The 25162-nt window shown below is 37.2% G+C and carries 25 protein-coding genes and 1 other annotated feature; of the genes, 24 read left to right on the top strand and 1 reads right to left on the bottom strand.

All coding sequences use genetic code 11. The features are described from left to right. Window positions 1-117 precede the first annotated feature (117 nt). The 5 genes from ftsA to sigG all read left to right on the top strand — a co-directional run bounded on the left by ftsA (window position 118) and on the right by sigG (window position 5408). Window positions 118-1413, top strand: coding sequence for a cell division protein FtsA (gene ftsA / locus DLJ74_RS11080; protein WP_109984484.1), 1296 nt, complete (start codon window positions 118-120; stop codon window positions 1411-1413). A 134-nt stretch (window positions 1414-1547) separates the two neighbouring features. Continuing rightward, entirely contained in the window at window positions 1548-2693 is a 1146-nt protein-coding gene (gene ftsZ, locus DLJ74_RS11075) for a cell division protein FtsZ (protein WP_109984483.1), read from the top strand. 224 nt (window positions 2694-2917) lie between these two features. Continuing rightward, window positions 2918-3811: a sigma-E processing peptidase SpoIIGA gene (gene spoIIGA / locus DLJ74_RS11070; RefSeq protein ID WP_109984482.1), complete on the top strand. Its 894-nt coding sequence runs from the start codon at window positions 2918-2920 to the stop codon at window positions 3809-3811. 21 nt (window positions 3812-3832) lie between these two features. Next, on the top strand, window positions 3833-4552 hold the full coding sequence (gene sigE, locus DLJ74_RS11065) for an RNA polymerase sporulation sigma factor SigE (protein ID WP_054859543.1): 720 nt from the start codon (window positions 3833-3835) through the stop codon (window positions 4550-4552). A gap of 73 nt (window positions 4553-4625) precedes the next feature. Continuing rightward, window positions 4626-5408 carry an RNA polymerase sporulation sigma factor SigG gene (gene sigG / locus DLJ74_RS11060; protein ID WP_054787601.1) on the top strand — a complete coding sequence of 261 codons (783 nt, stop codon included), beginning with the start codon at window positions 4626-4628 and terminating at the stop codon, window positions 5406-5408. A 58-nt stretch (window positions 5409-5466) separates the two neighbouring features. Here sigG and DLJ74_RS11055 read toward each other — a convergent pair whose 3' ends face one another. Continuing rightward, on the bottom strand, window positions 5467-5652 hold the full coding sequence (locus DLJ74_RS11055; protein ID WP_054859541.1) for a YfhD family protein: 186 nt from the start codon (window positions 5650-5652) through the stop codon (window positions 5467-5469). A gap of 189 nt (window positions 5653-5841) precedes the next feature. Here DLJ74_RS11055 and DLJ74_RS11050 point away from each other — a divergent pair, with 189 nt between their 5' ends. The 19 genes from DLJ74_RS11050 (at window position 5842) to pyrE (ending at window position 24941) form a co-directional block, all read left to right on the top strand. Beyond that, window positions 5842-6117: a YlmC/YmxH family sporulation protein gene (locus DLJ74_RS11050; protein ID WP_054787599.1), complete on the top strand. Its 276-nt coding sequence runs from the start codon at window positions 5842-5844 to the stop codon at window positions 6115-6117. Between the two features lie 104 nt (window positions 6118-6221). Beyond that, window positions 6222-7025: a peptidoglycan editing factor PgeF gene (gene pgeF, locus DLJ74_RS11045; protein ID WP_181397512.1), complete on the top strand. Its 804-nt coding sequence runs from the start codon at window positions 6222-6224 to the stop codon at window positions 7023-7025. A 31-nt stretch (window positions 7026-7056) separates the two neighbouring features. Continuing rightward, a complete protein-coding gene (locus DLJ74_RS11040; RefSeq protein WP_109984480.1) occupies window positions 7057-7737 on the top strand; it encodes a YggS family pyridoxal phosphate-dependent enzyme in 681 nt (226 codons plus the stop codon). Window positions 7738-7753: 16 nt separating this feature from the next. Beyond that, entirely contained in the window at window positions 7754-8176 is a 423-nt protein-coding gene (locus tag DLJ74_RS11035) for a cell division protein SepF (protein ID WP_109984479.1), read from the top strand. 4 nt (window positions 8177-8180) lie between these two features. Continuing rightward, entirely contained in the window at window positions 8181-8450 is a 270-nt protein-coding gene (locus DLJ74_RS11030) for a YggT family protein (protein WP_054787596.1), read from the top strand. A 9-nt stretch (window positions 8451-8459) separates the two neighbouring features. Beyond that, on the top strand, window positions 8460-9233 hold the full coding sequence (locus DLJ74_RS11025) for a YlmH family RNA-binding protein (RefSeq protein ID WP_109984478.1): 774 nt from the start codon (window positions 8460-8462) through the stop codon (window positions 9231-9233). A gap of 83 nt (window positions 9234-9316) precedes the next feature. After that, complete coding sequence (locus DLJ74_RS11020; RefSeq protein ID WP_109984477.1) at window positions 9317-9826, top strand: DivIVA domain-containing protein; 510 nt, start codon at window positions 9317-9319, stop codon at window positions 9824-9826. A gap of 58 nt (window positions 9827-9884) precedes the next feature. Further along, window positions 9885-10110: a binding site (T-box leader), on the top strand. A 74-nt stretch (window positions 10111-10184) separates the two neighbouring features. Continuing rightward, window positions 10185-12938, top strand: coding sequence for an isoleucine--tRNA ligase (gene ileS / locus DLJ74_RS11015; RefSeq protein WP_109984617.1), 2754 nt, complete (start codon window positions 10185-10187; stop codon window positions 12936-12938). Between the two features lie 201 nt (window positions 12939-13139). Next, window positions 13140-13610 (top strand): signal peptidase II, encoded by a 471-nt coding sequence (lspA, locus tag DLJ74_RS11010; protein WP_054859537.1) that lies wholly within the window; start codon window positions 13140-13142, stop codon window positions 13608-13610. Next, a complete protein-coding gene (locus DLJ74_RS11005; RefSeq protein WP_054859536.1) occupies window positions 13607-14521 on the top strand; it encodes an RluA family pseudouridine synthase in 915 nt (304 codons plus the stop codon). The genes lspA and DLJ74_RS11005 overlap by 4 nt, the downstream gene beginning before the upstream one ends. Window positions 14522-14731: 210 nt before the next feature. Beyond that, the gene (gene pyrR / locus DLJ74_RS11000) at window positions 14732-15280 is read left to right on the top strand and encodes a bifunctional pyr operon transcriptional regulator/uracil phosphoribosyltransferase PyrR (protein ID WP_109984476.1); all 549 of its coding nucleotides are present in this window, start codon (window positions 14732-14734) and stop codon (window positions 15278-15280) included. Between the two features lie 206 nt (window positions 15281-15486). Further along, window positions 15487-16416 (top strand): aspartate carbamoyltransferase catalytic subunit, encoded by a 930-nt coding sequence (locus DLJ74_RS10995; RefSeq protein ID WP_109984475.1) that lies wholly within the window; start codon window positions 15487-15489, stop codon window positions 16414-16416. Beyond that, entirely contained in the window at window positions 16376-17653 is a 1278-nt protein-coding gene (locus DLJ74_RS10990) for a dihydroorotase (protein WP_109984474.1), read from the top strand. Before DLJ74_RS10995 ends, DLJ74_RS10990 begins: the two co-directional genes overlap by 41 nt. Further along, window positions 17653-18759: a carbamoyl phosphate synthase small subunit gene (locus DLJ74_RS10985; RefSeq protein WP_181397510.1), complete on the top strand. Its 1107-nt coding sequence runs from the start codon at window positions 17653-17655 to the stop codon at window positions 18757-18759. Before DLJ74_RS10990 ends, DLJ74_RS10985 begins: the two co-directional genes overlap by 1 nt. Beyond that, on the top strand, window positions 18759-21959 hold the full coding sequence (gene carB / locus DLJ74_RS10980; RefSeq protein ID WP_109984472.1) for a carbamoyl-phosphate synthase large subunit: 3201 nt from the start codon (window positions 18759-18761) through the stop codon (window positions 21957-21959). Before DLJ74_RS10985 ends, carB begins: the two co-directional genes overlap by 1 nt. Beyond that, window positions 21956-22717: a dihydroorotate dehydrogenase electron transfer subunit gene (locus DLJ74_RS10975; protein ID WP_109984471.1), complete on the top strand. Its 762-nt coding sequence runs from the start codon at window positions 21956-21958 to the stop codon at window positions 22715-22717. Before carB ends, DLJ74_RS10975 begins: the two co-directional genes overlap by 4 nt. Further along, on the top strand, window positions 22714-23628 hold the full coding sequence (locus DLJ74_RS10970; protein ID WP_109984470.1) for a dihydroorotate dehydrogenase: 915 nt from the start codon (window positions 22714-22716) through the stop codon (window positions 23626-23628). The genes DLJ74_RS10975 and DLJ74_RS10970 overlap by 4 nt, the downstream gene beginning before the upstream one ends. Then, the gene (pyrF, locus tag DLJ74_RS10965) at window positions 23621-24325 is read left to right on the top strand and encodes an orotidine-5'-phosphate decarboxylase (RefSeq protein WP_109984469.1); all 705 of its coding nucleotides are present in this window, start codon (window positions 23621-23623) and stop codon (window positions 24323-24325) included. The genes DLJ74_RS10970 and pyrF overlap by 8 nt, the downstream gene beginning before the upstream one ends. After that, entirely contained in the window at window positions 24318-24941 is a 624-nt protein-coding gene (gene pyrE, locus DLJ74_RS10960; protein ID WP_109984468.1) for an orotate phosphoribosyltransferase, read from the top strand. Before pyrF ends, pyrE begins: the two co-directional genes overlap by 8 nt. Window positions 24942-25162: the final 221 nt, after the last annotated feature.

Raw genomic sequence — 25162 nt, 5'->3', positions numbered from 1 at the left:
CTTGATATTTTTTTCATTAAATCATGAAAAATATCGTGACATTTATTATAATAGTGTTTAACATAGTTTACTATATGCACTATAAGACTAATTAATGTATGAAATAGGAGGTGCCTCATGGACAACAATGAAATTTTGGTCAGCTTAGATATAGGTACATCAAAAATTAAAGTAATTATCGGCGAAGTTGTAGGAGAAACACTTAATATTATTGGAGTTGGATCCGCGAAATCCCTAGGGATGAAAAAGGGTGCAATTGTAGATATTGATGAAACCGTTCATTCCATTCGCTCAGCAGTAGAGCAAGCGGAAAGAATGGTTGATGTACATATTGATAGTGTAGTAGTCGGAATTAATGGGAATCATGTGGAATTACAGCCATGTCATGGAGTGGTAGCTGTCTCTAGTGAAGACAAGGAGATAAAAGAGGAGGATATCCATCGTGTGATGGATGCAGCTCAAGTAATTTCGATCCCACCAGAACGTGAAATCGTGGATGTAATTCCAAAACAATTTATCGTGGATGGTTTAGATGAAATCCGTGATCCAAGGGGAATGATTGGTGTTCGTCTGGAGATGGAAGGGACGATTATCACTTGCTCTAAAACGATGCTACATAATGTGTTAAAATGTGTAGAAAGAGCTGGATTAAATGTCTTAGATTTATGCTTACACCCTCTTGCTACTGGTGAAATTGCCTTATCAAAAGATGAGAAGAATCTAGGAGTTGCTTTACTAGATATTGGTGGTGGCAGTACAACTGTATCTGTATACGAGGATGATACGCTAACAGGTACGAGTGTTATTCCATTAGGTGGAGATAACATTACGAAGGATTTGTCGATTGGTCTGAGAACAACGACTCAAGAAGCAGAAGATATTAAGCTAGATCACGGTTATGCTTTTTATGATGATGCCAATGAGGAGGAAGGTTTTGAAGTTAATATAATTGGTAGTAACCAAAAAGAAGTCTATAATCAAGTGCATCTTGCAGAGATCATTGAGGCTAGATTAGAAGAAATTTTTCTTTATAGTGCTAGAGAAATTCAAAAAATGGGCTATAATGAAATACCTGGTGGGCTTGTTTTAACTGGCGGTACTATGAGCATGCCTGGTGCAGCCGATTTAGCACAGCAACTTTTTCAGAGTAATATTCGAATTGCAATCCCGGATTACATTGGTGTTAGAGATCCGCAATATACGGCTGGAATTGGTATCTTGAAATTTGCTTATAAGAATGCGAAAATACAAGGGAAAGCATTTTCAAGCTCTGTTTCAGAGCAAGTAGAGGTCTCACAACCTGTTGAACAAAGACAACAGGAACAAGTAAAAACAAGACAACCAAAAGAAAAAGAGAAAAAAGAGAAAAAGGAACCTAAGCTAGCAAACTTATTTAAGTATTTCTTTGATTAATAGGGAATGCTTTGTTTTCCAATAACTATATGTGAATATGCCTCTTACATAAAATAAGAGAAATGTAGATTTTGGAAAATAATACACGTAGAAAGAGACAGACCTGTAAACTAGCAAAATTAGGAGGAAATAAAATGTTGGACTTTGATACGAATATGGATCAACTAGCATCAATTAAAGTAATTGGTGTTGGTGGTGGAGGAAGTAATGCCGTCAATCGAATGATTGAGCATGGTGTTCAGGGCGTTGACTTTATTGCTGTTAATACAGATGCACAAGCATTAAATTTGTCTAAGGCTGAAGTGAAAATGCAGCTTGGCACAAAACTTACGAGAGGATTGGGTGCAGGTGCAAACCCAGAAGTTGGTAGAAAGGCTGCAGAAGAAAGCAAGGAACAGATTGAAGAAGTATTAAAAGGAGCCGATATGGTCTTCGTTACAGCTGGTATGGGTGGTGGAACAGGTACTGGTGCTGCTCCTGTTATCGCACAGGTAGCGAAGGAATTAGGCGCTTTAACTGTTGGTGTGGTTACAAGACCTTTTACCTTTGAAGGGAGAAAAAGGGCAACACAAGCAGTCTCTGGAATTGAAGGCTTAAAAAGTAATGTAGATACTTTAATCGTCATTCCAAATGATAGATTACTAGAAATAATTGATAAAAACACCCCAATGCTAGAAGCTTTCCGTGAAGCAGATAACGTATTACGACAAGGTGTACAAGGTATCTCTGATTTAATCGCAACACCGGGTTTAATTAACGTAGACTTTGCTGATGTGAAAACAATTATGCAGGATAAAGGTTCGGCATTAATGGGTATCGGTATTGCTACAGGTGAGAGTAGGGCAGCTGAAGCAGCCAAAAAAGCAATTTCTTCTCCATTACTGGAGACATCTATTGATGGTGCTCACGGGGTATTGATGAATATTACAGGTGGAACTAATTTAAGCCTCTATGAGGTACAAGAAGCTGCAGACATTGTTACATCTGCAGCAGATCAAGAGGTGAATGTCATATTTGGTTCTGTCATTAATGAAGATCTCAAGGATGAAATTGTCGTAACGGTTATCGCAACAGGCTTTGATGAATCGCAACTTCGCAATGCACAGTCTAAACCAAAGCCATCTTCGTTACAGCAAAATACCCCACAACAACGTGAGGTACAAGAAAAGCCACAGGAGCAATCTACTGCTAGCATTTCCTCTTCTTCAAGAGGATCGAAACAACAAGAAGATACTTTAGACATACCAACCTTTTTACGAAACCGAAACCGAAGAAGATAACAACTAGACCGGGGATTTTCCCCGGTCTTTTGCTTTTTTTCCATCCTCTGTTTCTAGCCTCACTATAGCCTCACAATTTACAAGAAAGAAGCTTCTACAAAATAAGTGAAAAGTTCTAAAAAAAAGCGGCTTTTTGCATACGAATTCTGACAGACTTCTTTCAGCTTGTCATTTATACTAGGTAAACAAGATTAACAAATCCCTATAATGGAGAGATAGAAAAGGTGATTATATATGTTGAGTTGATATGGTTACTAAATTGGCTAATTGATTGGATGATCCTTTTATTAACACAATCCATAAATCTTACAAGCTCGAAATGGTACCGAATAGGTTTTGCGGGCTTTTTTGGTTCCATTATTGTTCCAATAACCATTCTTTTTCCAGACCTTTCTTTAGGTGCTTGGTATATAAAAATCATTCATTCTTTCGTCATTGTCTATCTTGCATTTGGTTTTCATAATTTAGCGGTATTTCTCAAAAGGCTTTTTTCCTTCTATTTTATGACTTTTGCAATAGGTGGTGGCTTATTGGCTGCACATTATATGTTTACTTATGACATTACTCAATTAAATGTCGAATTAGAACCAACCCAAATTCATGTCGTCTTTGTAGGGGTTGGCTTTCCAATAATTTTTCTGTTTACAAAGTGGAGAATGGACAAGCACAAGTACTATCAATTTAAGAAAGATCATCTCTATGAGGTTTCGGTCTGTTGGCGAGAAAAGACCAGTAATGTCAAGGGCTACATGGATAGTGGTAATCAGCTTGTGGAACCAATTTCACAACTACCCGTCATTATAGGTGATGAATATTTAATGCAAACATGGTTCGATAAGCAATCATTCAAAGAATTAAAAGATAGCTTTCAACAATTCAAAGATGGTGAAGCAGAAGAATTTCCTTATCCCTTCTTTCGAATCATTCCTTTCAAAGGGGTGGGAGGTCAGAGTGAGTGGTTACTTGCATTTAAGCCTGATTACATTCAAATACATATGAATAAACAAAATCCTTTGCTTATTGAAGACGTGCTTATTGGTATTCAATTTGGGAGGTTAGTTGGTGATAACAGCTATCAATGCTTACTTCACCCCAGATTATTTAAAAAAGCAGGATAAATAGAGATAGGAGTGGAATTAATGCTAATTGTACAAAACAAATATAAAATGATTCTTTATAAGGTATTAAAAAAGCTCGGTTTTATTGAAGAGGAGATCTTTTATATTGGTGGTAGCGAAGCATTACCACCTCCTTTATCAAAAGAAGAAGAATTTGAATTAATTAACCGATTACCTAATGGAGACAAATCTGCTCGCGCTATGTTAATCGAACGAAATTTGCGTTTAGTTGTTTATATTGCAAGAAAATTTGAAAACACGGGAATCAATATAGAAGATTTAATTAGCATTGGAACGATTGGACTTATAAAAGCAATCAATACTTTTAATCCAGAAAAGAAGATTAAGCTAGCAACTTATGCTTCACGGTGTATCGAAAACGAAATTCTCATGTACTTACGCAAAAATAATAAATTAAAAACAGAAGTCTCTTTTGATGAGCCGTTAAATGTCGACTGGGATGGCAATGAGCTCTTATTATCAGATGTGCTTGGAACGGATGATGATGTAACATTTAAGGATTTAGAACAAAGTGTTGATAAATCACTACTAAAGGATGCCTTAGATCAATTAAATGGCAGGGAAAAACAAATAATGGAGCTTAGGTTTGGTCTAGTAAATAATGAAGAAAAAACCCAAAAAGATGTAGCAGATATGCTAGGTATTTCACAGTCATATATATCAAGGCTTGAGAAGAAAATAATCAAGCGATTGCAAAAGGAATTTAATAAGATGGTCTAGTTATGTATGCATAAAAACGCCCTGATTGGTGATACTGATTTTTGAGAAGGATCTCCAATCGGGAGGGTGCATGATGACAAGACATAAAGTTGAAATTTGTGGGGTAGACACATCTACATTACCAGTATTAAAGAATGAAGAAATGAGAAGGCTGTTTAAAGCAATGCATGAAGGAGATCAAACAGCGCGAGAAAAGCTTGTCAATGGCAATTTACGGTTGGTCTTAAGTGTAATTCAACGTTTTCACAATCGCGGTGAATACGGTGATGACTTATTCCAAGTTGGATGTATCGGTCTGCTAAAATCCATTGATAATTTTGATCTTGGTCAAAATGTAAAATTTTCTACTTATGCTGTGCCAATGATAATTGGCGAGATTCGACGTTATTTAAGAGACAATAATCCGATTCGAGTATCAAGGTCACTTCGCGATATCGCTTATAAAGCATTACATGCAAGAGAAAAGTTAATGAGTAAAACAGCAAAAGATCCTTCTCCAATGGAAATCGCTGAAGAACTAGATGTTCCAGTAACAGATGTAATCTTTGCGCTTGATGCAATACAAGATCCTGTGTCCTTGTTTGAACCAATATTTAATGATGGAGGGGATCCGATTTACGTAATGGATCAAGTAAGCGATGATTCCATAAAAGATAATGACTGGATTAATTACTTATCTATTAAAGAAGGAATGCAACGACTGAATAAACGGGAGAAGATGATTTTAAATAAACGTTTCTTCCAAGGTAAGACCCAAATGGAAGTTGCTGATGAAATCGGCATCTCCCAAGCTCAAGTGTCAAGACTTGAAAAAGCCGCAATCAAAGAAATGAATAAAGAGATGTTTGATTCGTGAAAATGTAACAAAAATACGACCCTGTTTCGATAATGAAACAGGGTTTTGTATTTATTTACTAACTTCTAGAAGCAGCTCCTTTTACACGCTTATCAGCAGCTCTACTACGTGCTTGTGCTTGTTTGTCCTCTATATCTGCTACCTCTTCAGAGAATTCAATATCTAACCCATCCCCGATTTGATTTTTAGGTGTTTGTGCTAATTTATTTCGATTACTATTTAATTTATGTTCATCCTTACCCAATCTAATCAACTCCTAAAGCTAGTTATCAAGCCTTTTACCCAAACCATCCTAGTAAGTAAAAGTCTCCTTATCATTATTTGCAGTGAGTGTTTTGTCATACGATTTTTTTCATGAATTTTAAAAAATCTGTTGTAAGGTTCACCATATTTTATCAATAGCAACATATATTGTTTATAAGGTGGTGGTAAAATGATTACATTATCGGCTATGCAGATGAAGGATATTGTGTTTATAGAGGATGGAACAAAAATAGGAAATTTAACGGATATAGAAATTAATGTTGAAATTGGGCGTATAACGAATTTAGTTGTCGCAACAAAATCAAAAGTTTTTGGTGTTTTTGGAGAATCAAGAGAAATTATCATCCCTTGGGAAAATGTAATGAAAATAGGGCAAGATGTTATTTTAGTTAAAAAAGATAACTATACCTTCCACGAACCAAATCAGATCCGAGTGAAGGAGTAGCTTGCTTGATTCATGCGTCTGATTCGTTTTCCTCTTCGTAATGTACATGAAATTGTTATGTTTTCAGAAAATGTGGTAAAATGATGAAAAATAGGAGGATTACGATGAAAGAGCCATTTCTTCTTGGAAAAAATAATAATATTTTATATATAGATCATTGGAGACAGAAATTTAATATTTTAGCAGGATTTTCAACCAGAAATGGTGGAGTTAGTGAAAGTCCATACAATAGCTTTAATTTTGGTTTTCACGTAGATGATAATCCGGCATATGTATTAAGAAACAGAGAAATCTTAGCAAAAGAGCTAAATGTGCCTCTTAATAGCTGGGTTTTGGCCGACCAAATACATGGAAACAATGTGGAAGTGGTCGATGATTCTGACTGTGGTAAAGGAAGCTACAAACTTAATGATGCTATACGAAATACGGATGGACTAATCACGAATAAATCAAATATTTTAATTGCTGCATTGTTTGCAGACTGTGTACCTCTGTTTTTTTTAGCAAAAAAGAATTTAACCTTTGCAATATCTCATGCTGGGTGGAAAGGTACTGTCGGAAATATTGCAGCAAAAACAATTCAAGCATTTCAAAACCAATCTATTCCATTAGAAGAGATCGAGGTAGTGATTGGTCCAAGCATATGTGGGCAATGCTATGAAGTAAGTGAGCAAGTAATTAAACACGTGCCAGATACATACAGCAGTGTATATTCTAGATTAGATTCGAGCTATTTCCTAAATTTAAAAGAACTTAACTATGCCCAACTAATAGAAGCGGGAATCCAATCATCCAATATATATGTTTCCAAATATTGTACAGCTCATGACTCGCAATTCTTCTCTCACCGAAGAGACGATAATAAGACAGGCAGAATGATTGGTTTTATCACATCACAAAATAGATAAAGCATAAATGACAGAGGGAGAGTTTTGACAAATGAAGGTAGTAGAAAATTTGGCAGGCATCCGAACAAAAATCGAACAAGCATGTGATCGTGTGGATCGAAGCCCTAACGATATTACGATAATCGGTGTAACGAAGTATGTTACAATAGATAGGGCAAAAGAAACGTTCGCAGCTGGAATTACAAATCTTGGTGAAAATCGTTTAGAAGGATTATTAGAAAAACAAGCAGAGTTGGAACAAGATGTACACTGGCATTTTATTGGGTCATTACAATCACGTAAAGTAAAGGATATCATCGATAAAGTAGACTTCATTCATTCACTTGATCGTCAATCTCTTGCAAAAGAAATTAATAAAAGGGCATCTAAACAAACGCCTTGTTTTGTTCAAGTAAACATAAGCGGTGAAACGTCTAAACACGGTTTAACCAAGGATGAAGTTATTCCTTTTATCGAAAAACTTGCAAGTTATCCTCATATTCAAGTCGTTGGATTAATGACAATGGCACCATTTACGGAGGACGAAGCACTTATTCGAAATACCTTTCGAGAGCTGAGACTTTTACGTGATAAGATCATGGCGAATAATTGGCAGCATGCCCCATGCTCCTTTTTGTCTATGGGGATGAGTAATGATTATATGATTGCAATTGAAGAAGGCGCTACCCATATTAGAATAGGCTCTGAATTAGTTGGACCATATGATAACTGAAACGAGGTGATGCACGGTGGGAATGAAGGGGAAATTCAAAAACTTATTTGGACTAGATGAAGAATATGAAATCATCGAAGAAGAAATGGAAGAATCAGATGAAGAACAAAAGGAAAGACGCTCCAAGAAAAATGTTGTTAGCTTAAAATCCGTTCAATCAAGCGCAAAAATGGTATTGTGTGAACCACGTTCGTACGATGAGGTTCAAGATATTGCGGAGCATGTTGTGAATAGACGTTCTGTTGTGATTAATTTACAGCGAGTTGATACAGGTCAGGCAAGACAGATAATCGATTTTATGAGTGGTGCTGTTTATGCCGTGTCAGGCCAAATAAAAAAATTAGGGTCACAGACCTTCCTTTGTACGCCTGAGAATATTGAAATAACTGGTAGTATCACGGAAGTAATGGAAGATGTAGATCCAGAGCAAAGGTGGTAATTTAATGTTTTGGTTGTTTAGAACGATAGATATCGCCATGGAGATTTATACTTATGCGATTATTATTTATATCTTAATGTCTTGGTTCCCTGGGGCAAGAGATTCCTCCATTGGACAGGTATTAGCAAAAATTGTAGAGCCATACCTAGAGCCGTTTCGAAAAATTATTCCTCCGATTGGCGGAATGATTGATATTTCTCCAATTGTAGCACTTTTTGTACTTCACTTTGCGAGACAAGGATTGGCTTATTTATTTATGAGTATTTTATATTAGGTGATGGAGATGGATATTTATCAACATTTTAGACAGGAGGAAGCACCTTTCGTTGATCAGGTAATGTCTTGGAAAGATGAGATCAACAGAAGCTTCATTCCACGACTGACAGATTTTCTGCACCCACGAGAACAGTGGATATTTCAGTCAATAATTGGCAATGATGATACACTTCAGCTGGCGTTTTTTGGTGCATGGGAGCACGCCGAAAGAAAACGAGCAATATTAGCCCCATACTATGAAGAGTTGGGAGAAGAATCATTTGAAACAGAATTACTTCGGGCAAGCTATCCAATTAAATTTGTGAAAATCGAGCACCCAGATGTTCTCGGTGCTTTTCTTTCTTCAGGCATTGAACGAAAAAAAATAGGAGACATTAAGATCCATCATGGTGAAATCCAAATACTTGTCTCCAAAGATATTTCGACATATCTTTTATCAAACATTACCTCGATAAAAAAAGCTAGTGTTCAATTTGAGCCGATTTCACTGTCAGACCGAATGGTTAATAGCGACAATTGGGTGGAAAAAACGACTACTTGTGCTTCTTTACGCCTAGACGTATTGATAAAGGAAATGTACCAAGTATCACGTCAACAAGCCCTTGACCTCATTAAAAAAGGATGGGTAAAGGTCAATTTTCAAAAAATCGAACAGCCATCCTATTTTTTAGAGGAGAGGGATATGGTATCGGTGCGCGGAAAAGGTAGAACGAGGCTAACAGAAATACAAGGAAAAACAAAAAAGGACAAATTAAGAATCACTTTCGAAAAATTATTATAAAAATGCAGGATTTTTTGTGTTTTTGTCAAATATGTATGGTACTATAGTTAAAAGTACTGACTTGAATGAAGGAGGTGGCCGGTGTGCCATTAACACCATTGGATATTCATAATAAAGAATTTACCAGAGGGTTCCGTGGGTACGATGAAGATGATGTCAATGAATTCTTAGACCAAATTATTAAGGATTATGAGGCAGTGATTAAAGAAAAGAAAGAGTATAAGGAGAAAGTTGAACAATTAGAAGAAAAACTAAAACATTTCTCTAATATCGAGACAACTTTAAATAAATCTATTCTAGTTGCCCAAGAAACTGCAGAAGAAGTGAAGGAAAATGCTAAAAAAGAATCAAAATTAATCATAAAAGAAGCAGAGAAAAATGCTGATAGAATTATTAATGAAGCTTTACATAAATCAAGAGCGATTGCACTTGAAGTAGAAGAATTAAAAAAACAAGCAAAGGTTTTCCGCACAAGGTTAAGAATGATGGTAGAAGCACAGCTTGATTTGATTGACAATGATGATTGGGATGGCTTATTTAAAGTTGAATTAGAGAATGAGGAATTAGAAAAGGCGGAAGAAGCCAATAATTAAGAAATCATACTTGACGTTTTATCTGAAATTCTCTATAATTTATGCATTAATATCCATTATAAATACAGCGATTGGGACAGTATATTGATAACAGGTTATTCATAGCGAGTTAGGGATGGTGGGAGCCTAATATAGCGTATCAATAGAAGATCACCCATGAGTTGCTATCCTGAAGTAATTGGATGTGTAGGGATAGTCGATTGATTCACGTTACGAATAGAAAGTGGATAATTTACTGGAAATTATCTATTAGGGTGGTACCGCGAGCTCCTCTCGTCCCTTTTGGGATGTGAGGAGCTTTTTTAATCTAATGAAGGATACGAATCGTTTAGGGATGACAGAAGAAGGAGGAAATATAGTGGAATATAAACAAACGTTAAATATGCCTAAAACAGATTTTCCGATGCGCGGAAATCTTCCAAACAAAGAGCCTAAAATGCAAGAGCAATGGGATGAAGAAAAGCTATATGAAAAAGTCCAAGCAAAAACAAAAGGTAATCCATTGTTTATTCTTCATGATGGACCGCCATATGCAAATGGCGATATCCATATGGGCCATGCTTTAAATAAAATCTTAAAGGACTTTATCGTCAAGTATAAGTCGATGGCTGGATACCATGCACCTTACGTACCCGGATGGGATACACATGGCCTGCCTATTGAGCAAGCATTAGCCAAAAAGAAAGTGAATCGAAAAAAGATGACCATTGCCGAATTTCGCCAAAAATGTGCGGAATATGCATTAAAACAGGTAGATAATCAACGGGTTCAATTTAAACAGCTAGGTGTAAGAGGGGATTGGGAGAATCCATATATTACACTGAATAAGTCCTATGAGGCTGCACAAATTAAAGTGTTTGGAGAAATGGCGAAAAAAGGCTATATCTATAAAGGACTAAAGCCAGTTTACTGGTCCCCATCTTCTGAATCTGCCCTTGCAGAAGCAGAGATCGAATACCAAGATAAACGTTCAGCATCTATTTACGTTGCCTTTGATGTAAAAGATGGCAAAGATTTATTAGATGGTGATGAGAAATTTATTATTTGGACAACAACACCATGGACTATTCCAGCAAACCTAGCTATTTCCCTACATCCAGATTTAGAGTATGCAGTAATAAAAACGGCAAACCAAAAATTTATTATTGCTCATGACATGCTAGGCCAAGTGAATGAAACCTTAGAATGGAAAGATGCTGAGGTTATCCAAACATTTAAAGGGACAGAAGCAGAAAACATTGTCGCCAAACACCCTATCTATGATAGAGATTCACTAATTATTCTTGGCGATCATGTTACAACCGAAAGCGGTACAGGACTCGTTCATACGGCACCTGGACACGGTGAGGATGACTTTATTGTCGGAAGAAGATATGGATTAGATGTTCTATGTCCAGTAGACGAAAAAGGTTATTTCACAGATGAAGCGCCTGGATTTGAAGGACTATTCTATGACCAAGCAAATAAAGTGGTAACAGAAAAATTAACAGAGACTGATGCCTTATTAAAAATGGAGTTTATTACACACTCCTATCCACATGATTGGCGCACAAAGAAACCAACGATTTTTCGTGCAACGAATCAATGGTTTGCATCAATTAAAGATTTTCGCGAAGATATCTTAACTGAAATTAATCGAATTAACTGGATACCTAATTGGGGAGAAACCCGTTTGTATAATATGGTTCGTGATCGAGAAGATTGGTGTATTTCAAGACAAAGGACTTGGGGCGTTCCTATTCCTGTATTCTATGGTGAGGATAAAACCCCGATTATCACTGATGAAACGATTGCTCATGTTGCTAATTTGTTTAGAGAACACGGATCCAACGTTTGGTTTGAATGGGAAGCAAAAGATCTGTTACCAGACGGATTTACTTCTGAACATAGTCCAAATGGTACTTTCACGAAGGAAACCGACATTATGGATGTTTGGTTTGATTCAGGCTCTTCCCATGAAGGTGTTCTTGAGGAAAGAGAGGCATTACAACGACCTGCGGATGTGTATTTAGAAGGTTCTGACCAATACCGTGGCTGGTTTAATTCTTCTATCTCAACAGCAGTTGCGGTGACGGGGAAAGCCCCTTACGAAACAGTAATTAGTCATGGATTTGCTCTTGATGGACAAGGAAGAAAAATGAGTAAATCAGTTGGGAATGTAGTAGTCCCAGCGAAGATTATGAAGCAATATGGTGCTGATATTCTACGTTTATGGGTTGCCTCTGTTGATTATCAAGCAGACGTACGAATCTCTGATGAAATTATTAAACAAACATCTGAGGGATATCGAAAAATTCGTAATACCTTCCGCTTTTTATTAGGAAATTTAGCTGATTTCCGTTTAGAACACAAAGTGGCGGATGATAAGTTAGAAGAAATCGATCAATTTATGCTATTGAAGCTCCAAAAAGTAATAGATAAATCATTAAATGCCTATGAGAATTATGATTTTTCAACAGTTTATCAAACCATCCATAATTTTTGTAGTATTGAATTGAGCTCATTCTATCTAGATTTTGCAAAAGATATTCTCTATATTGAAGCAGAGGATCATCCGAGAAGAAGAAGTATTCAGACAGTGTATTATGAAATAGTTACTTCATTAGTAAAGCTTTTAACACCAATCTTAACACATACAATGGAAGAGGTTTGGTCTTTTATTCCGGATGTCCAAGAAGAATATGTCCAGTTATGTGAAATGCCAAAAACAAGAGATCTAAGTAATGCAGCTCGATTAGAGAAAAAATGGGATAGCTTTATGAAAGTGAGGGATGATATTCTTAAAGCATTGGAAGAGGCGCGTTCTGAAAAAGTAATAGGAAAATCATTGGAAGCTTCAGTTATTATCCAACCGAACAGTGAAGAAACAGCTGCAATTCTACAAAATATTCCATTTTTGCATCAGCTGTTAATCGTTTCTGAAGTTCAAATTGTCGATGAATTAACGGATGGTAAAGCTTATGAATTTGTTACAGTGAAAATTATGAAGCATCAAGGAGAAACATGTGAACGTTGTTGGGTTGTTTCTGATTCCGTCGGTGAAAACAATGACCATCCGACACTTTGCGCTAGATGTGCATCTGTTGTTAACGAACATTACACAGAAGCATAAAGATGGAAAAACCAACTACCATGACAAAAAGGTAGTTGGTTTTTTATTGGCGAAGTATGCGGAATAGGAGGAAAAAGGTAAGTTATTAGATAAAGTGGGTGAAAGCCTTGATTCCATTCTAATTATTATATTTAATAAGAACATGATATAATAATTTTTAGTGTTGAGTATTAAATTGAAGGAAAGTTGGAGGTTAAAGCTATGTGGGTTTATCTCGTGGCATTTGTCGTCATATTATTAGATCAGTTAACAAAATTATTGGTAGTAAAAAATATGGAATTAGGTGAGCGGATTACAGTAATAGAAAATTTCTTTTACCTTACATCACATAGGAATACTGGAGCAGCATGGGGAATATTATCAGGCCAAATGACATTTTTTTATATTATTACAGTAATCGTGATCGGATTTGTTATCTATTATATTCAAAAACATGCGAAAGAGAGTAAATTACTCGGGCTGGCATTAGCACTCATACTGGGTGGTGCGATTGGTAATTTTATTGATCGTCTCTTTCGCAAAGAAGTAGTAGACTTTTTTGATTTTTACATAGGTAGCTATAATTACCCAATTTTTAATATTGCCGACTCCTCTTTAGTAATTGGGGTAATAAGCATCTTTATTTTTACAATCTTGGACGAACGCAACAAGAAAAGGAGCAAGAATTCATGAACAACTTTCAATATAAAGTAGAAAATAACGAAAAAGGCATTCGAATTGACAAGCTTCTAGTAGACATTACAGAGGATTACTCAAGGTCGCAGATCAAAACATGGTTTGATAAAAAGCTTGTACAGGTTAATGATCATGTCGTAAAACAAAACTATAAATGCCAAATCGGTGATGTAATAAAATGGGATATTCCAGAGGTGGAACCACTTGAGGTGAAGGCCGAAAATATTCCAATAGATATTGTTTATGAAGATAGTGATTTGATAGTGATAAACAAAAAGAGTGGTATGGTTGTTCATCCCGCTGCAGGGCATTATGAGGATACATTAGTTAATGCACTGCTTTATCATTGTCAAGATCTATCAGGTATTAATGGAGTAGCGAGGCCAGGCATTGTACATCGAATCGATAAGGATACGAGTGGTCTATTAGTTGTGGCGAAACACGACATAGCTCACGAGAAGTTAGCAGAACAATTAAAAAACAAAAAAATGAGACGTGAATATAAAGCATTAGTCCATGGAGATATTCCTCATGAATATGGCACAATAGATGCTCCGATCGGGCGAAGTGTGAAAAATCGCCAAATGATGGATGTTGTAGAAAATGGTAAACAAGCGATCACACATTTTGAAATATTGGAAAGGTTGCATGGTAAGTTTACCTTCATAAAATGTATATTAGACACCGGAAGAACTCACCAAATTCGGGTTCACATGAAATATATCGGTTTTCCTATAGTTGGTGATCCCAAATATGGACAAAAAAAATCGATAGATGTAGAAGGTCAAGCATTGCATGCATATAAATTAACCTTTACCCATCCGATGACAGAGAAAGAACTAACATTTGAAGCAGGTCTTCCAGCAAAATTCGAACAGGTTTTAGATAATATTCGAAAAAGTTATTGACGAAAAACTCATTATTTGTCATAATATATTTAATATCATAAAGACCTTTTAAAACAGTCCTGTGAGGCTGGAAAAGGAGCAGAGATAACGTTGTACGGTATACGTGTATCTAAAAAGCCTTATTCCCTCACGGAGAATAAGGCTTTTTCTATGCTGTAATATCCAAAAATTTTACGAAACACTATAACGTTCCTAAAAGGAGTTTTTATGATGAATAAGAAAGCAAATGTAATGGATGCCAATGCCATGAAACGTGCATTGACAAGAATTGCTCATGAAATATTGGAAAGAAACAAAGGGGTAGAAGGACTCATGCTTGTCGGAATTAAAACAAGGGGAGTTCCTATTGCCAACCGCTTAAAAGAACGAATTAAAGAAATTGAAGGAGTAGAAATACCGATAGGTGAATTAGATATTACACTTTATCGAGATGATTTGTCCCATGCTGGTGATTTAAATGAACCACAGTTAAATGATGCAAAACTAAAAGAACAAGTAACCGATAAAAATGTTGTTCTTGTGGATGATGTTCTCTATACTGGTCGTACGGTTCGAGCAGCAATGGATGCCATCATGGATCATGGAAGGCCTTCCCAAATACAGCTTGCTGTGCTTGTAGACAGAGGACACCGAGAACTGCCAATAAGGGCTGATTTTATTGGGAAAAATATTCCTACCTCTCAAAATGAGATTATAACAGTTGAACTGGAAGAAATTGATCACGAAGATCATGTGATCATATATGAAAAGAATAAGTAACCTTTAAGAAAGTACAGAGATGCTTGCAAGGTTGCATGGAAGATAAGCGTGTATATATAGGACACGTCTACCTCTTTGCGATTTTGCAAAGGGGTTTTTTTATGGCCTAAAGTAGGAAATTAGAAAATTCAGATAGCAAGTGGCAAAAGCTGGACCAAAATATCAAAATGGCTGATTTTAATATTTAGCAGAAGGAGGCTCTTCGAATGAAACATTTTGTTTCCATGCAGGATCTGACTAAAGAGGAAATACTCACGCTTGTACTCCAAGCAAACAGGATCACAGAGAATGGGGTAAAGCCAATGCTAGGACAATACTTTGTTGCAAATCTTTTCTTTGAACCAAGCACACGTACAAAGATGAGTTTCATTGTTGCCCAAAGACGGTTAGGGATCGAGGTATTAGACTTTGCTTCGGAGATTTCAAGTGTAACGAAAGGGGAAAGCTTATATGATACTGCTAGAACATTTGAATCGATTGGAGCAAACCTAATAGTTATTAGACACCAAGAAAACAATATCGCCAAAAAGCTTGCTGATTCCATTAACATCCCTGTGATTAATGCTGGGGATGGCACTGGAGAGCATCCTACTCAATCATTACTCGATTTAGTCACTATTTATCAGGAGTTCAAAAGCTTCCAAGGTCTTAAAGTAGTAATTGCAGGAGATATCAAACATAGTCGTGTTGCAAGGTCAAACGCTATTGCACTTTCTAAATTGGGCTGTGATATTTACCTAACAGGCATGGACAGCTGGCACGATGAAACACTTGACTTTCCGTATATTACAATGGATGAAGCTGTAGAAATGGCGGATGTCCTAATGCTTCTAAGAATACAGCATGAGCGACATCAGGCCCACGTAGCTTTAGACCATAATAGCTATCTCCAAACATATGGCTTAACGATGAAGAGGGAGAATAGAATGAAAAAAGAGGCCATTATCCTTCATCCTGCTCCTGTAAACCGTGGAGTTGAGCTGGATAGTCGCTTAGTCGAATGCGAAAGATCGAGAATATTTAAGCAGATGCAAAATGGTGTTGCAGCACGAATGGCTGTCATTCAAAGAGTACTCAATCAAGGGGGAAAATTCGATGAAGAAAATTTTAGTCAACGTCAAACGATTATTGGATAATGGTCAGATGGATGATTGTGAATTAGTAATTCAAAATGGAAAAATTGAAGCAATCGGGAAAAATTTTGATAGAAGCGGTTTAGAAATTATCGACGGGGAAAATCAACTAGTGACACCAGGCTTTGTCGATGTTCATGTCCATTTACGGGAACCAGGTGGTGAGACAAAGGAGACGATTCACACAGGGACAAATGCTGCTGCCAGAGGTGGTTATACTACTGTTTGTGCCATGCCTAATACACAGCCTACTCCTGATTCAGTAGAAATCTTACTAGATGTACGACAACGGATTGACCAAACAGCAAAAATTCGTGTATTACCTTATGCTTCTATTACAAAAAGGTTAGTTGGGGAGCAATTAACGGATATGAGTGCTCTAAAAGAAAATGGTGCATTTGCGTTTACAGATGATGGTGTCGGCGTCCAATCTGCAGATATGATGCTCCAAGCGATGAAGCAAGCTGCAGCAATTGATATGCCAGTTGTTGCACACTGTGAGGACAACACCTTAATTCATAGTGGTGTGATGCATGATGGAGAGGTAAATAAACAACTAAATCTACCAGGTATCCCTTCGGTATGTGAATCAGTCCAAATTGCTAGAGATGTTCTGTTAGCTGAAGCGGCAGACTGCCATTACCATGTTTGCCATGTAAGTACAAAGGAATCAGTCAGAGTCATCCGTGATGCGAAAAAAGCGGGAATTCATGTAACAGCAGAGGTGACACCACACCATTTATTAATGAATGATACTTTTATAAGGGAAAATGATGCAAATTATAAGATGAATCCACCTTTAAGGGCAAGTGATGATCAACAAGCTTTAATTGATGGGTTATTAGATGGAACGATCGATTTTATTGCAACAGACCATGCTCCTCATACTCATGAAGAGAAGGCGAATGGAATGGAAGAAGCTCCTTTCGGTATTGTTGGTTTTGAGACAGCTTTTTCACTGCTTTATACACATTTTGTAAAAGAGGGGATCTTTACTTTAAAGCAATTAATTGATTGGTTAACAGTAAAACCTGCCGATACATTTGGTTTACCATTTGGTCGAATAGAGGTTGGTACAAGTGCAGATTTAACCTTAATCAATCTTGAAACAGAAGAAAAAATCAACAAAAAAACTTTCTTGTCAAAAGGGAAAAATACACCTTTTGATGGGTGGGAAATAGTAGGAAAGCCTATTGCAACCATCTATCAAGGAGAAGTCGTATATAAGGAGGAAGTATAGTGAATAGATTGTTAGTTTTAGAGGACGGAACAGTTTTTGAAGGTCAAGCATTTGGTTCTACTGAAGAGAGTATCGGAGAGGTTGTTTTTAATACAGGAATGACTGGTTATCAAGAAACTTTATCTGATCCCTCTTATTGCGGGCAGATTGTGACAATGACATATCCATTAATCGGAAATTATGGTATCAATAAGGATGATTTTGAGACGATTAATCCATCAATTTTTGGCTTTGTCGTTAAAGAATTTTGTGAAACTCCTTCAAATTTTAGAAGTGACGAGGGTCTCGATCAATTTCTAAAAGCCAATAATATTCCTGGTATAGCTGGTATCGATACTAGAAAACTAACGAAAATTCTCCGCAAGTATGGAACAATGAAAGGTATCCTATCAAAGGCTAAAGAGAATGGGGAGTATGAAGAAAAAGAATTTTTACTAGCTAAATTGGAGTCGAAAGAATTACTTACAGATCAGGTTGCTCGCGTTTCAACGATGAAGCCTTATGTTGCCCCTGGTAGAGGATATCGAGTTGTACTAGTAGATTTCGGAATGAAGCATGGTATTTTACGAGAATTAACGAAAAGAAGTTGTCATGTGACAGTAGTTCCATATAATTATAGTGCAGAAAACATATTACGCCTTAAACCAGACGGAATAATGTTAACAAACGGACCAGGTAATCCAAAAAATGTTCCAGAAGCGATTGAAATGATTAAAAAGGTAATCCCAACAGTCCCAACCTTTGGAATTTGTTTAGGTCACCAACTGCTTTCTCTTGCTTGTGGTGCGGATACGGGAAGACTTAAATTTGGACACCGAGGATCCAATCACCCTGTCTACGATTATGAAACAAAGCGTACGTACTTAACATCTCAAAATCATGGCTATGCTGTAACAGAGGACTCCATTAAAAATACGGAATTAGAATTAACACAAATAGCGTTAAATGATAAGACGGTTGAAGGGGTTAAGCATTCGAAATATCCTGCTTTCTCCGTGCAATATCATCCAGAAGCTTCACCAGGACCTGATGATACCAACTATTTGTTTGATCAGTTTATTGCAACGATTAAAGCATTTCAAGCATCATTGAAGGAGGAAGCATAATGCCCAAAAGAACAGATATTCAAAAAATACTAGTTATTGGTTCAGGACCGATTGTCATAGGACAAGCAGCCGAATTTGATTATTCTGGTACGCAAGCTTGCCAATCCTTAAAAGAAGAGGGCTATACTGTTATCTTAGCAAACTCGAATCCGGCAACCATTATGACAGATCATACAGTAGCGGATACTGTTTATATGGAGCCTCTTTCTGTTGAATTCTTATCCAAAATTATTAGAAAAGAACGACCTGATGCGATTTTACCTACACTTGGAGGTCAAACAGGACTAAATTTGGCAGTTGCTTTAGATGAATCTGGAATACTAGAGGAAACAGGGACAGAATTACTCGGTACAAAGCTAGAAGCAATTCAACAAGCAGAAGATCGTGAAAAATTCCGTGATCTAATGAATCAAATTAACGAACCTGTACCTGAAAGCCAAATTGTTCATACAGTAGACGAAGCACTAGAATTTGCAGGAAAGATTGGTTACCCACTTATCGTACGTCCTGCCTACACACTTGGTGGTACTGGAGGCGGAATGTGCTACAATGAGACGGAATTAAGAGAGATCACGCGAAACGGACTTTCTTTGTCCCCGGTCAATCAATGCTTAATTGAAAGAAATATAGCAGGATATAAAGAAATAGAGTATGAAGTAATGCGTGATCAAAATGATCAAGCAATAGTTGTTTGTAATATGGAGAATATTGACCCAGTAGGTATTCATACAGGAGATTCAATCGTTGTAGCACCTTCTCAAACATTGAGCGACCGCGAATACCAGCTGTTACGATCGGCATCTCTTAAAATTATTCGCGCATTAAAAATTGAAGGTGGTTGTAATGTACAGCTAGCGCTCGATCCGGAAAGCTTCCAATACTATATTATCGAAGTAAATCCAAGGGTAAGCCGCTCATCTGCACTCGCCTCAAAAGCAACAGGTTATCCTATTGCAAAAATTGCAGCAAAAATCGCGATTGGAATGACATTAGATGAAATAATGAACCCAATTACTGGTACAACCTATGCGTGCTACGAGCCAGCATTGGATTATGTTGTGACTAAATTTCCACGCTTCCCTTTTGATAAATTCGTCCTCGGTAACCGTCAATTAGGGACACAAATGAAGGCGACGGGTGAAGTCATGGCAATTGGGAGGAATTTTGAGGAATCGATGCTAAAGGGAATTCGCTCATTAGATATTAGTGGTGAAGACTTTTTCTTACCTAAACTAACAGAAAACACCATAGAAGAATTAACAGAACGTTTAGTCAAACCAGACGATGAACGAATCTACGTTTTGGCTGAAGTTTTACGAAAAGGTATGACAGTAGAAGAAATTCATCAGTTAACAAAAATTGACCTCTTCTTTTTAACAAAAGTAAAGAAAATGATAGATTTCGAAATAAAGCTGGCTAATAATCGAAATGATTTACCAGCATTAAAGGAAGCGAAACATCTCGGGTTGTCCGATACGCAAATAGCCCGAGTATGGGGAGTCAATGTCGATAAAATTTATGAGACTAGGAAATCAGAAGGATTATTGCCTGTTTATAAGATGGTTGACACATGTGCGGCAGAATTTGAATCGGAAACACCATATTTCTATAGTGCTTATGAGGAAGAAAATGAATCGATCGTAACAGATCGTAAAAAAGTTATCGTTATTGGTTCTGGACCAATACGAATTGGACAAGGGATAGAATTTGACTATGCTACAGTACATTCCGTATTAGCTCTAAAGGAAGCGGGCTATGAAGCAATTATTATGAATAGTAATCCAGAAACCGTCTCGACAGACTTCAGTGTATCTGACAAGCTGTATTTTGAACCATTGACTCTTGAAGATGTGATGCATGTTGTGGATTTAGAAAAGCCAGAAGGTGTAATTGTTCAATTCGGTGGGCAAACCGCTATTAATTTAGCAGAAGGCTTAGAACGTAGAGGTGTCCGGATACTAGGTACACCACTTGAAGCAATTGATACAGCGGAAGATCGAGATAAATTCGAGCAACTGTTACAAGAACTTCAGATTCCTCAACCAAAGGGAAAAAGTGTTCGTAAACTAGATCAAGCTAAGGAAGCAGCCGAATCAATCGGATATCCAGTATTAGTGCGTCCATCGTATGTCATTGGTGGTAGCCAGATGGAGATTGTTTACAATGAAGAGGAGCTGGAAGGCTATCTTGCCAAAACGAACCATATTAAGCATAAGCATCCTGTATTAATTGATAAATATTTAACAGGTATAGAAGTAGAGGTTGACGCGATTAGTGATGGAGATACAACCATTATTCCTGGAGTAATGGAACATATTGAACGTGCAGGTGTTCACTCTGGAGATTCGATCGCAGTTTACCCAACGCAACGTTTAACAGAGAATATCAAACAACAATGTGTGGACATTACGATCAAAATTGCAGAAAAACTAGGTGTCAAAGGACTCATTAATATTCAGTTTGTGGTGCATAAGAATGAAGTATATGTGCTAGAGGTTAACCCAAGAGCAAGTCGTACAATCCCGTTTTTAAGTAAAATTACAGGTGTTACGATGGCGAACTTAGCAACAAGATGTATTATCGGTGAATCGTTAACCGAAATGGGTTATGAAAAAGGATTACTCCCTGAACCGGAAACGGTATCTGTAAAAGTGCCTGTCTTTTCCTTTGAAAAACTGCGGAGTGTTGATACCATGCTCGGACCTGAGATGAAATCAACAGGTGAAGCGATTGGACGGGACCGCACATTAGAAAAAGCATTATACAAGGGACTTACAGCATCCGGATTAAAGATACCAATGGAAGGTGCCGTGCTAATTACCGTTGCCGATAAGGATAAAGAAGAGGCGGGAGAAATAGCCAAGAGATTCTTTGAGCTCGGCTTCCACTTATTTGCAACAGAAGGAACAGCAAACCATCTCGAAAGCTTAAATTTACCAGTAACCTCTGTAGGAAAAGTGGGTGCAGAAGGTAAAAATGTTCTATCCATCATTGAAAAAAGTGAGGTTCAGGTTGTCGTAAACTCCCTAACATCAGGGAAAAAGCCGAGATCCGATGGCTTTAGAATTCGCCGAGAAGCTGTGGAGCATGGAATTCCTTGTCTCACAAGCTTAGATACAGCTGAAGCTATCGTCAATGTAATTGATTCCACGACATTTACTGCAAGACCAGCAGTACAAGGGAAGGCAGTGGTTCTGTGAAAACGAAGCAATTAATCGAAATCAAAAGCCATATAGAAATTGCAGAGGATACGTTCGAAATGGTTTTGCATTCAACCATCAGTCATGAATTAAAGCCAGGGCAATTTGTTCATATTGCACTAAATGGTCACATGTTACGTAGACCAGTTTCCATTGCCAATGTAGATACGGAAAAAGAGACATTTACCGTCATTTTTAAAATCTTTGGAGAGGGAACACGTGAACTAAGTAAATCTAAGACAGGGGATTACCTAGATGTTATTCTCCCTTGTGGTACACATTATCCGATTGAGGATTTAAATTTAGATCACGCTCTTATAGTAGGTGGAGGGATTGGTGTCCCTCCTCTGTACTATCTTGGTAAGAAATTGAAGGAAGAAGGGGTAAGGGTCACTAGTGTTCTTGGATTTCAAACAAAAGCACAAGTTTTTTACGAAGAAAAGTTTCGACAGCTAGGTGATGTATACATTGCAACGAATGATGGATCTTATGGTCAAAAGGGCTTTGTTACGGATATAATTGGTAATTTAAATTCCCCGATAGATTATTATTTTTCATGTGGTCCGACTCCCATGCTTCAGGCGGTTACTAACCAATTGCAAGATCAAAAAGGCTATATTTCCTTAGAGGAAAGAATGGGTTGTGGTGTAGGGACCTGCTATGCGTGTGTTGTTCCATTAAAAGCTGATCCATCGAAGAACAAAAAGATATGCAAGGATGGTCCGGTATTTTATGCAAATGAGGTGATTTTAGCATGAATGTGGCAGTGAAATTACCTGGATTAGATTTAAAGAATCCTGTTATGCCTGCATCTGGTTGCTTCGGATTTGGGAAAGAGTACAGTCAATTTTTCGATCTTAATGAGTTAGGTGCAATTATTGTCAAGGCAGCAACGGGTGAAGCAAGATATGGTAATCCTACACCTCGAGTAGCAGAGACTTCAAGTGGTATGTTAAATGCAATTGGACTTCAAAACCCTGGTGTAGAAACTATAATAAAAGATGAGCTACCCTTTTTACGACAGTTTAATACACCTGTTATAGCAAATGTTGCAGGAAGTACTGTGGAAGAATATGTAAGGGTTATAGAGAAGCTAAATCATTCAACAGATATCGCTGCAATTGAATTGAACATATCTTGTCCCAATGTCAAAGAAGGTGGGGTCCAGTTTGGAACAGATCCTGATCTTGCGAAGGAAGTTACGTATAAAGTGAAAGAGGCAAGCAAGTATCCTGTTTATGTGAAGCTTTCCCCAAATGTGACTAATATTACAACAATGGCAAGAGCAGTGGTAGATGCAGGTGCTGATGGACTTTCCATGATTAATACATTGACAGGTATGCAAATAAACCTGAAAAAACGTGCCCCACTGATCGCTAATCGAACAGGAGGACTATCTGGACCTGCGATAAAACCAATTGCGATTCGAATGATTTATGAAGTGCGACAGGCACTAGACATTCCCATTATTGGAATGGGTGGGATTATGACAGCAGAGGATGTATTAGAATTTTTACTCGCTGGCGCTCATGCAGTAGCAATCGGTACGGCAAATTTTCAAAACCCATTTGCTTGTCCTGATATTATTCATCAGTTAGAAGCAACATTGGCGAAATACGGGTTTTTGTCTGTAGAAGAAGCGATAGGAAAGGGGCATGTTGATGGATAATCCATTTTTTCTTGCACTAGATTTTCGCTCAGCAAAAGAAGTGCAACAATTTATAGATAAGCATAATTTCTACGGAGTTCCTGTTAAAGTTGGAATGGAACTATTTTATCGGGAAGGTACGCAAATTATAAAATGGTTAAAACAACATAATCACCCAATCTTTTTAGATTTAAAATTACATGACATTCCAACAACAGTAGAGAAAGCAATGTTCAATTTAGCTAATCTAAATGTCGATATTGTCAATGTTCATGCAACTGGAGGTAGTGAGATGATTAAAGCAGCCAAAAGAGGTTTACAAGCAGGCACTACTAATAGTCCCCCTAAACTAATTGCTGTTACAGTGTTAACATCGATGGATCAGATTGTTTTAGAGAATGAATTATATATTAAACAGTCTATTGAGGATGCTGTGAAACGGTTAGCTCTCCTTTCGAAGGAAAGTGGTGCCGATGGGGTGGTGTGTTCAGCAAGAGAGACAAATAGGATTAAGCAAGTATGTGGCAATGAATTTTTAACCGTAACGCCAGGTATTCGCCTCGCTAATTCGAATAAGGATGATCAAAAACGAGTAGCAACACCTGCCTTTGCCAAAAAAAATGGTGCCGATTATTTAGTAATAGGCCGTAGTATTACTAAAGCAGATAATCCAAAGGCGAATTACGAACGTGTGATAAAGGAGTGGAATAATGCTTAAATCAAAAGAAATAGCAAATGCACTTTACAAAATTAATGCAATTCAAATTAAGCCAGATCGTTCATTCGTCTGGACTTCAGGAATTCATTCCCCCATTTATTGTGATAACCGATTAACGATGTCTTATCCAGAAATCCGTAAGAAGATAGTGATCGAATTTGCTAATATAATTGAACAATTGCCAGAAAAACCAGACGTAATTGCTGGCTGTGCAACTGCAGGGATTCCTCATGCGGCATGGCTTGCAGAACATTTAGGTTTACCTATGGTTTATGTTCGGTCAAAGCCAAAAGGTCATGGTAAGCAAAATCAGATTGAAGGTAAAATTGAAAAAGGCGAAAAGGTAATCGTTATTGAGGATTTAATTTCAACAGGCGGATCCTCTATAGAAAGTGCCCTTGTCTTACAGGAGGCAGGTGCAAAAGTGTTAAGTGTTCTTGCCATCTTTAGCTATGGATTAAAGAAAGCAGATCAGCAGTTTACAAGTGAGAAGATAGCTTATGCCACCATTACGAACTTTGATGTTTTAGCAGAGGCATTGGTAGAGAATAATGAAATTACAGTAGAAGAAAAAAATAGTCTGTTAGAATGGCGAGATGAATTAGGGAATAGTTAAGTTCATTTCCCGGGCAACCGCAAGAAAAGAATAAATTCGCTATTGTTCGACTTATTCTGAATCCAAAGATGACGAATGTGGGTGGTGCAGTAGTATTTTTTCTCTAAGTAGAATCTTGCGCTAAGGAAATATACTATTAGCTGGCTATTATCAATCGAATTAAGTTTAAAGTTAATCATAAAAACTAAAGATGATTAAAGATTACTAAAACAATACCCAGA

Origin of the sequence: Gracilibacillus dipsosauri (assembly GCF_003176895.1) — a bacterium.
Lineage (GTDB): Bacteria > Bacillota > Bacilli > Bacillales > Amphibacillaceae > Gracilibacillus > Gracilibacillus dipsosauri.
Note: the sequence above shows the minus strand (reverse complement) of the source record. Positions and strands in the feature narration are given on the sequence as shown.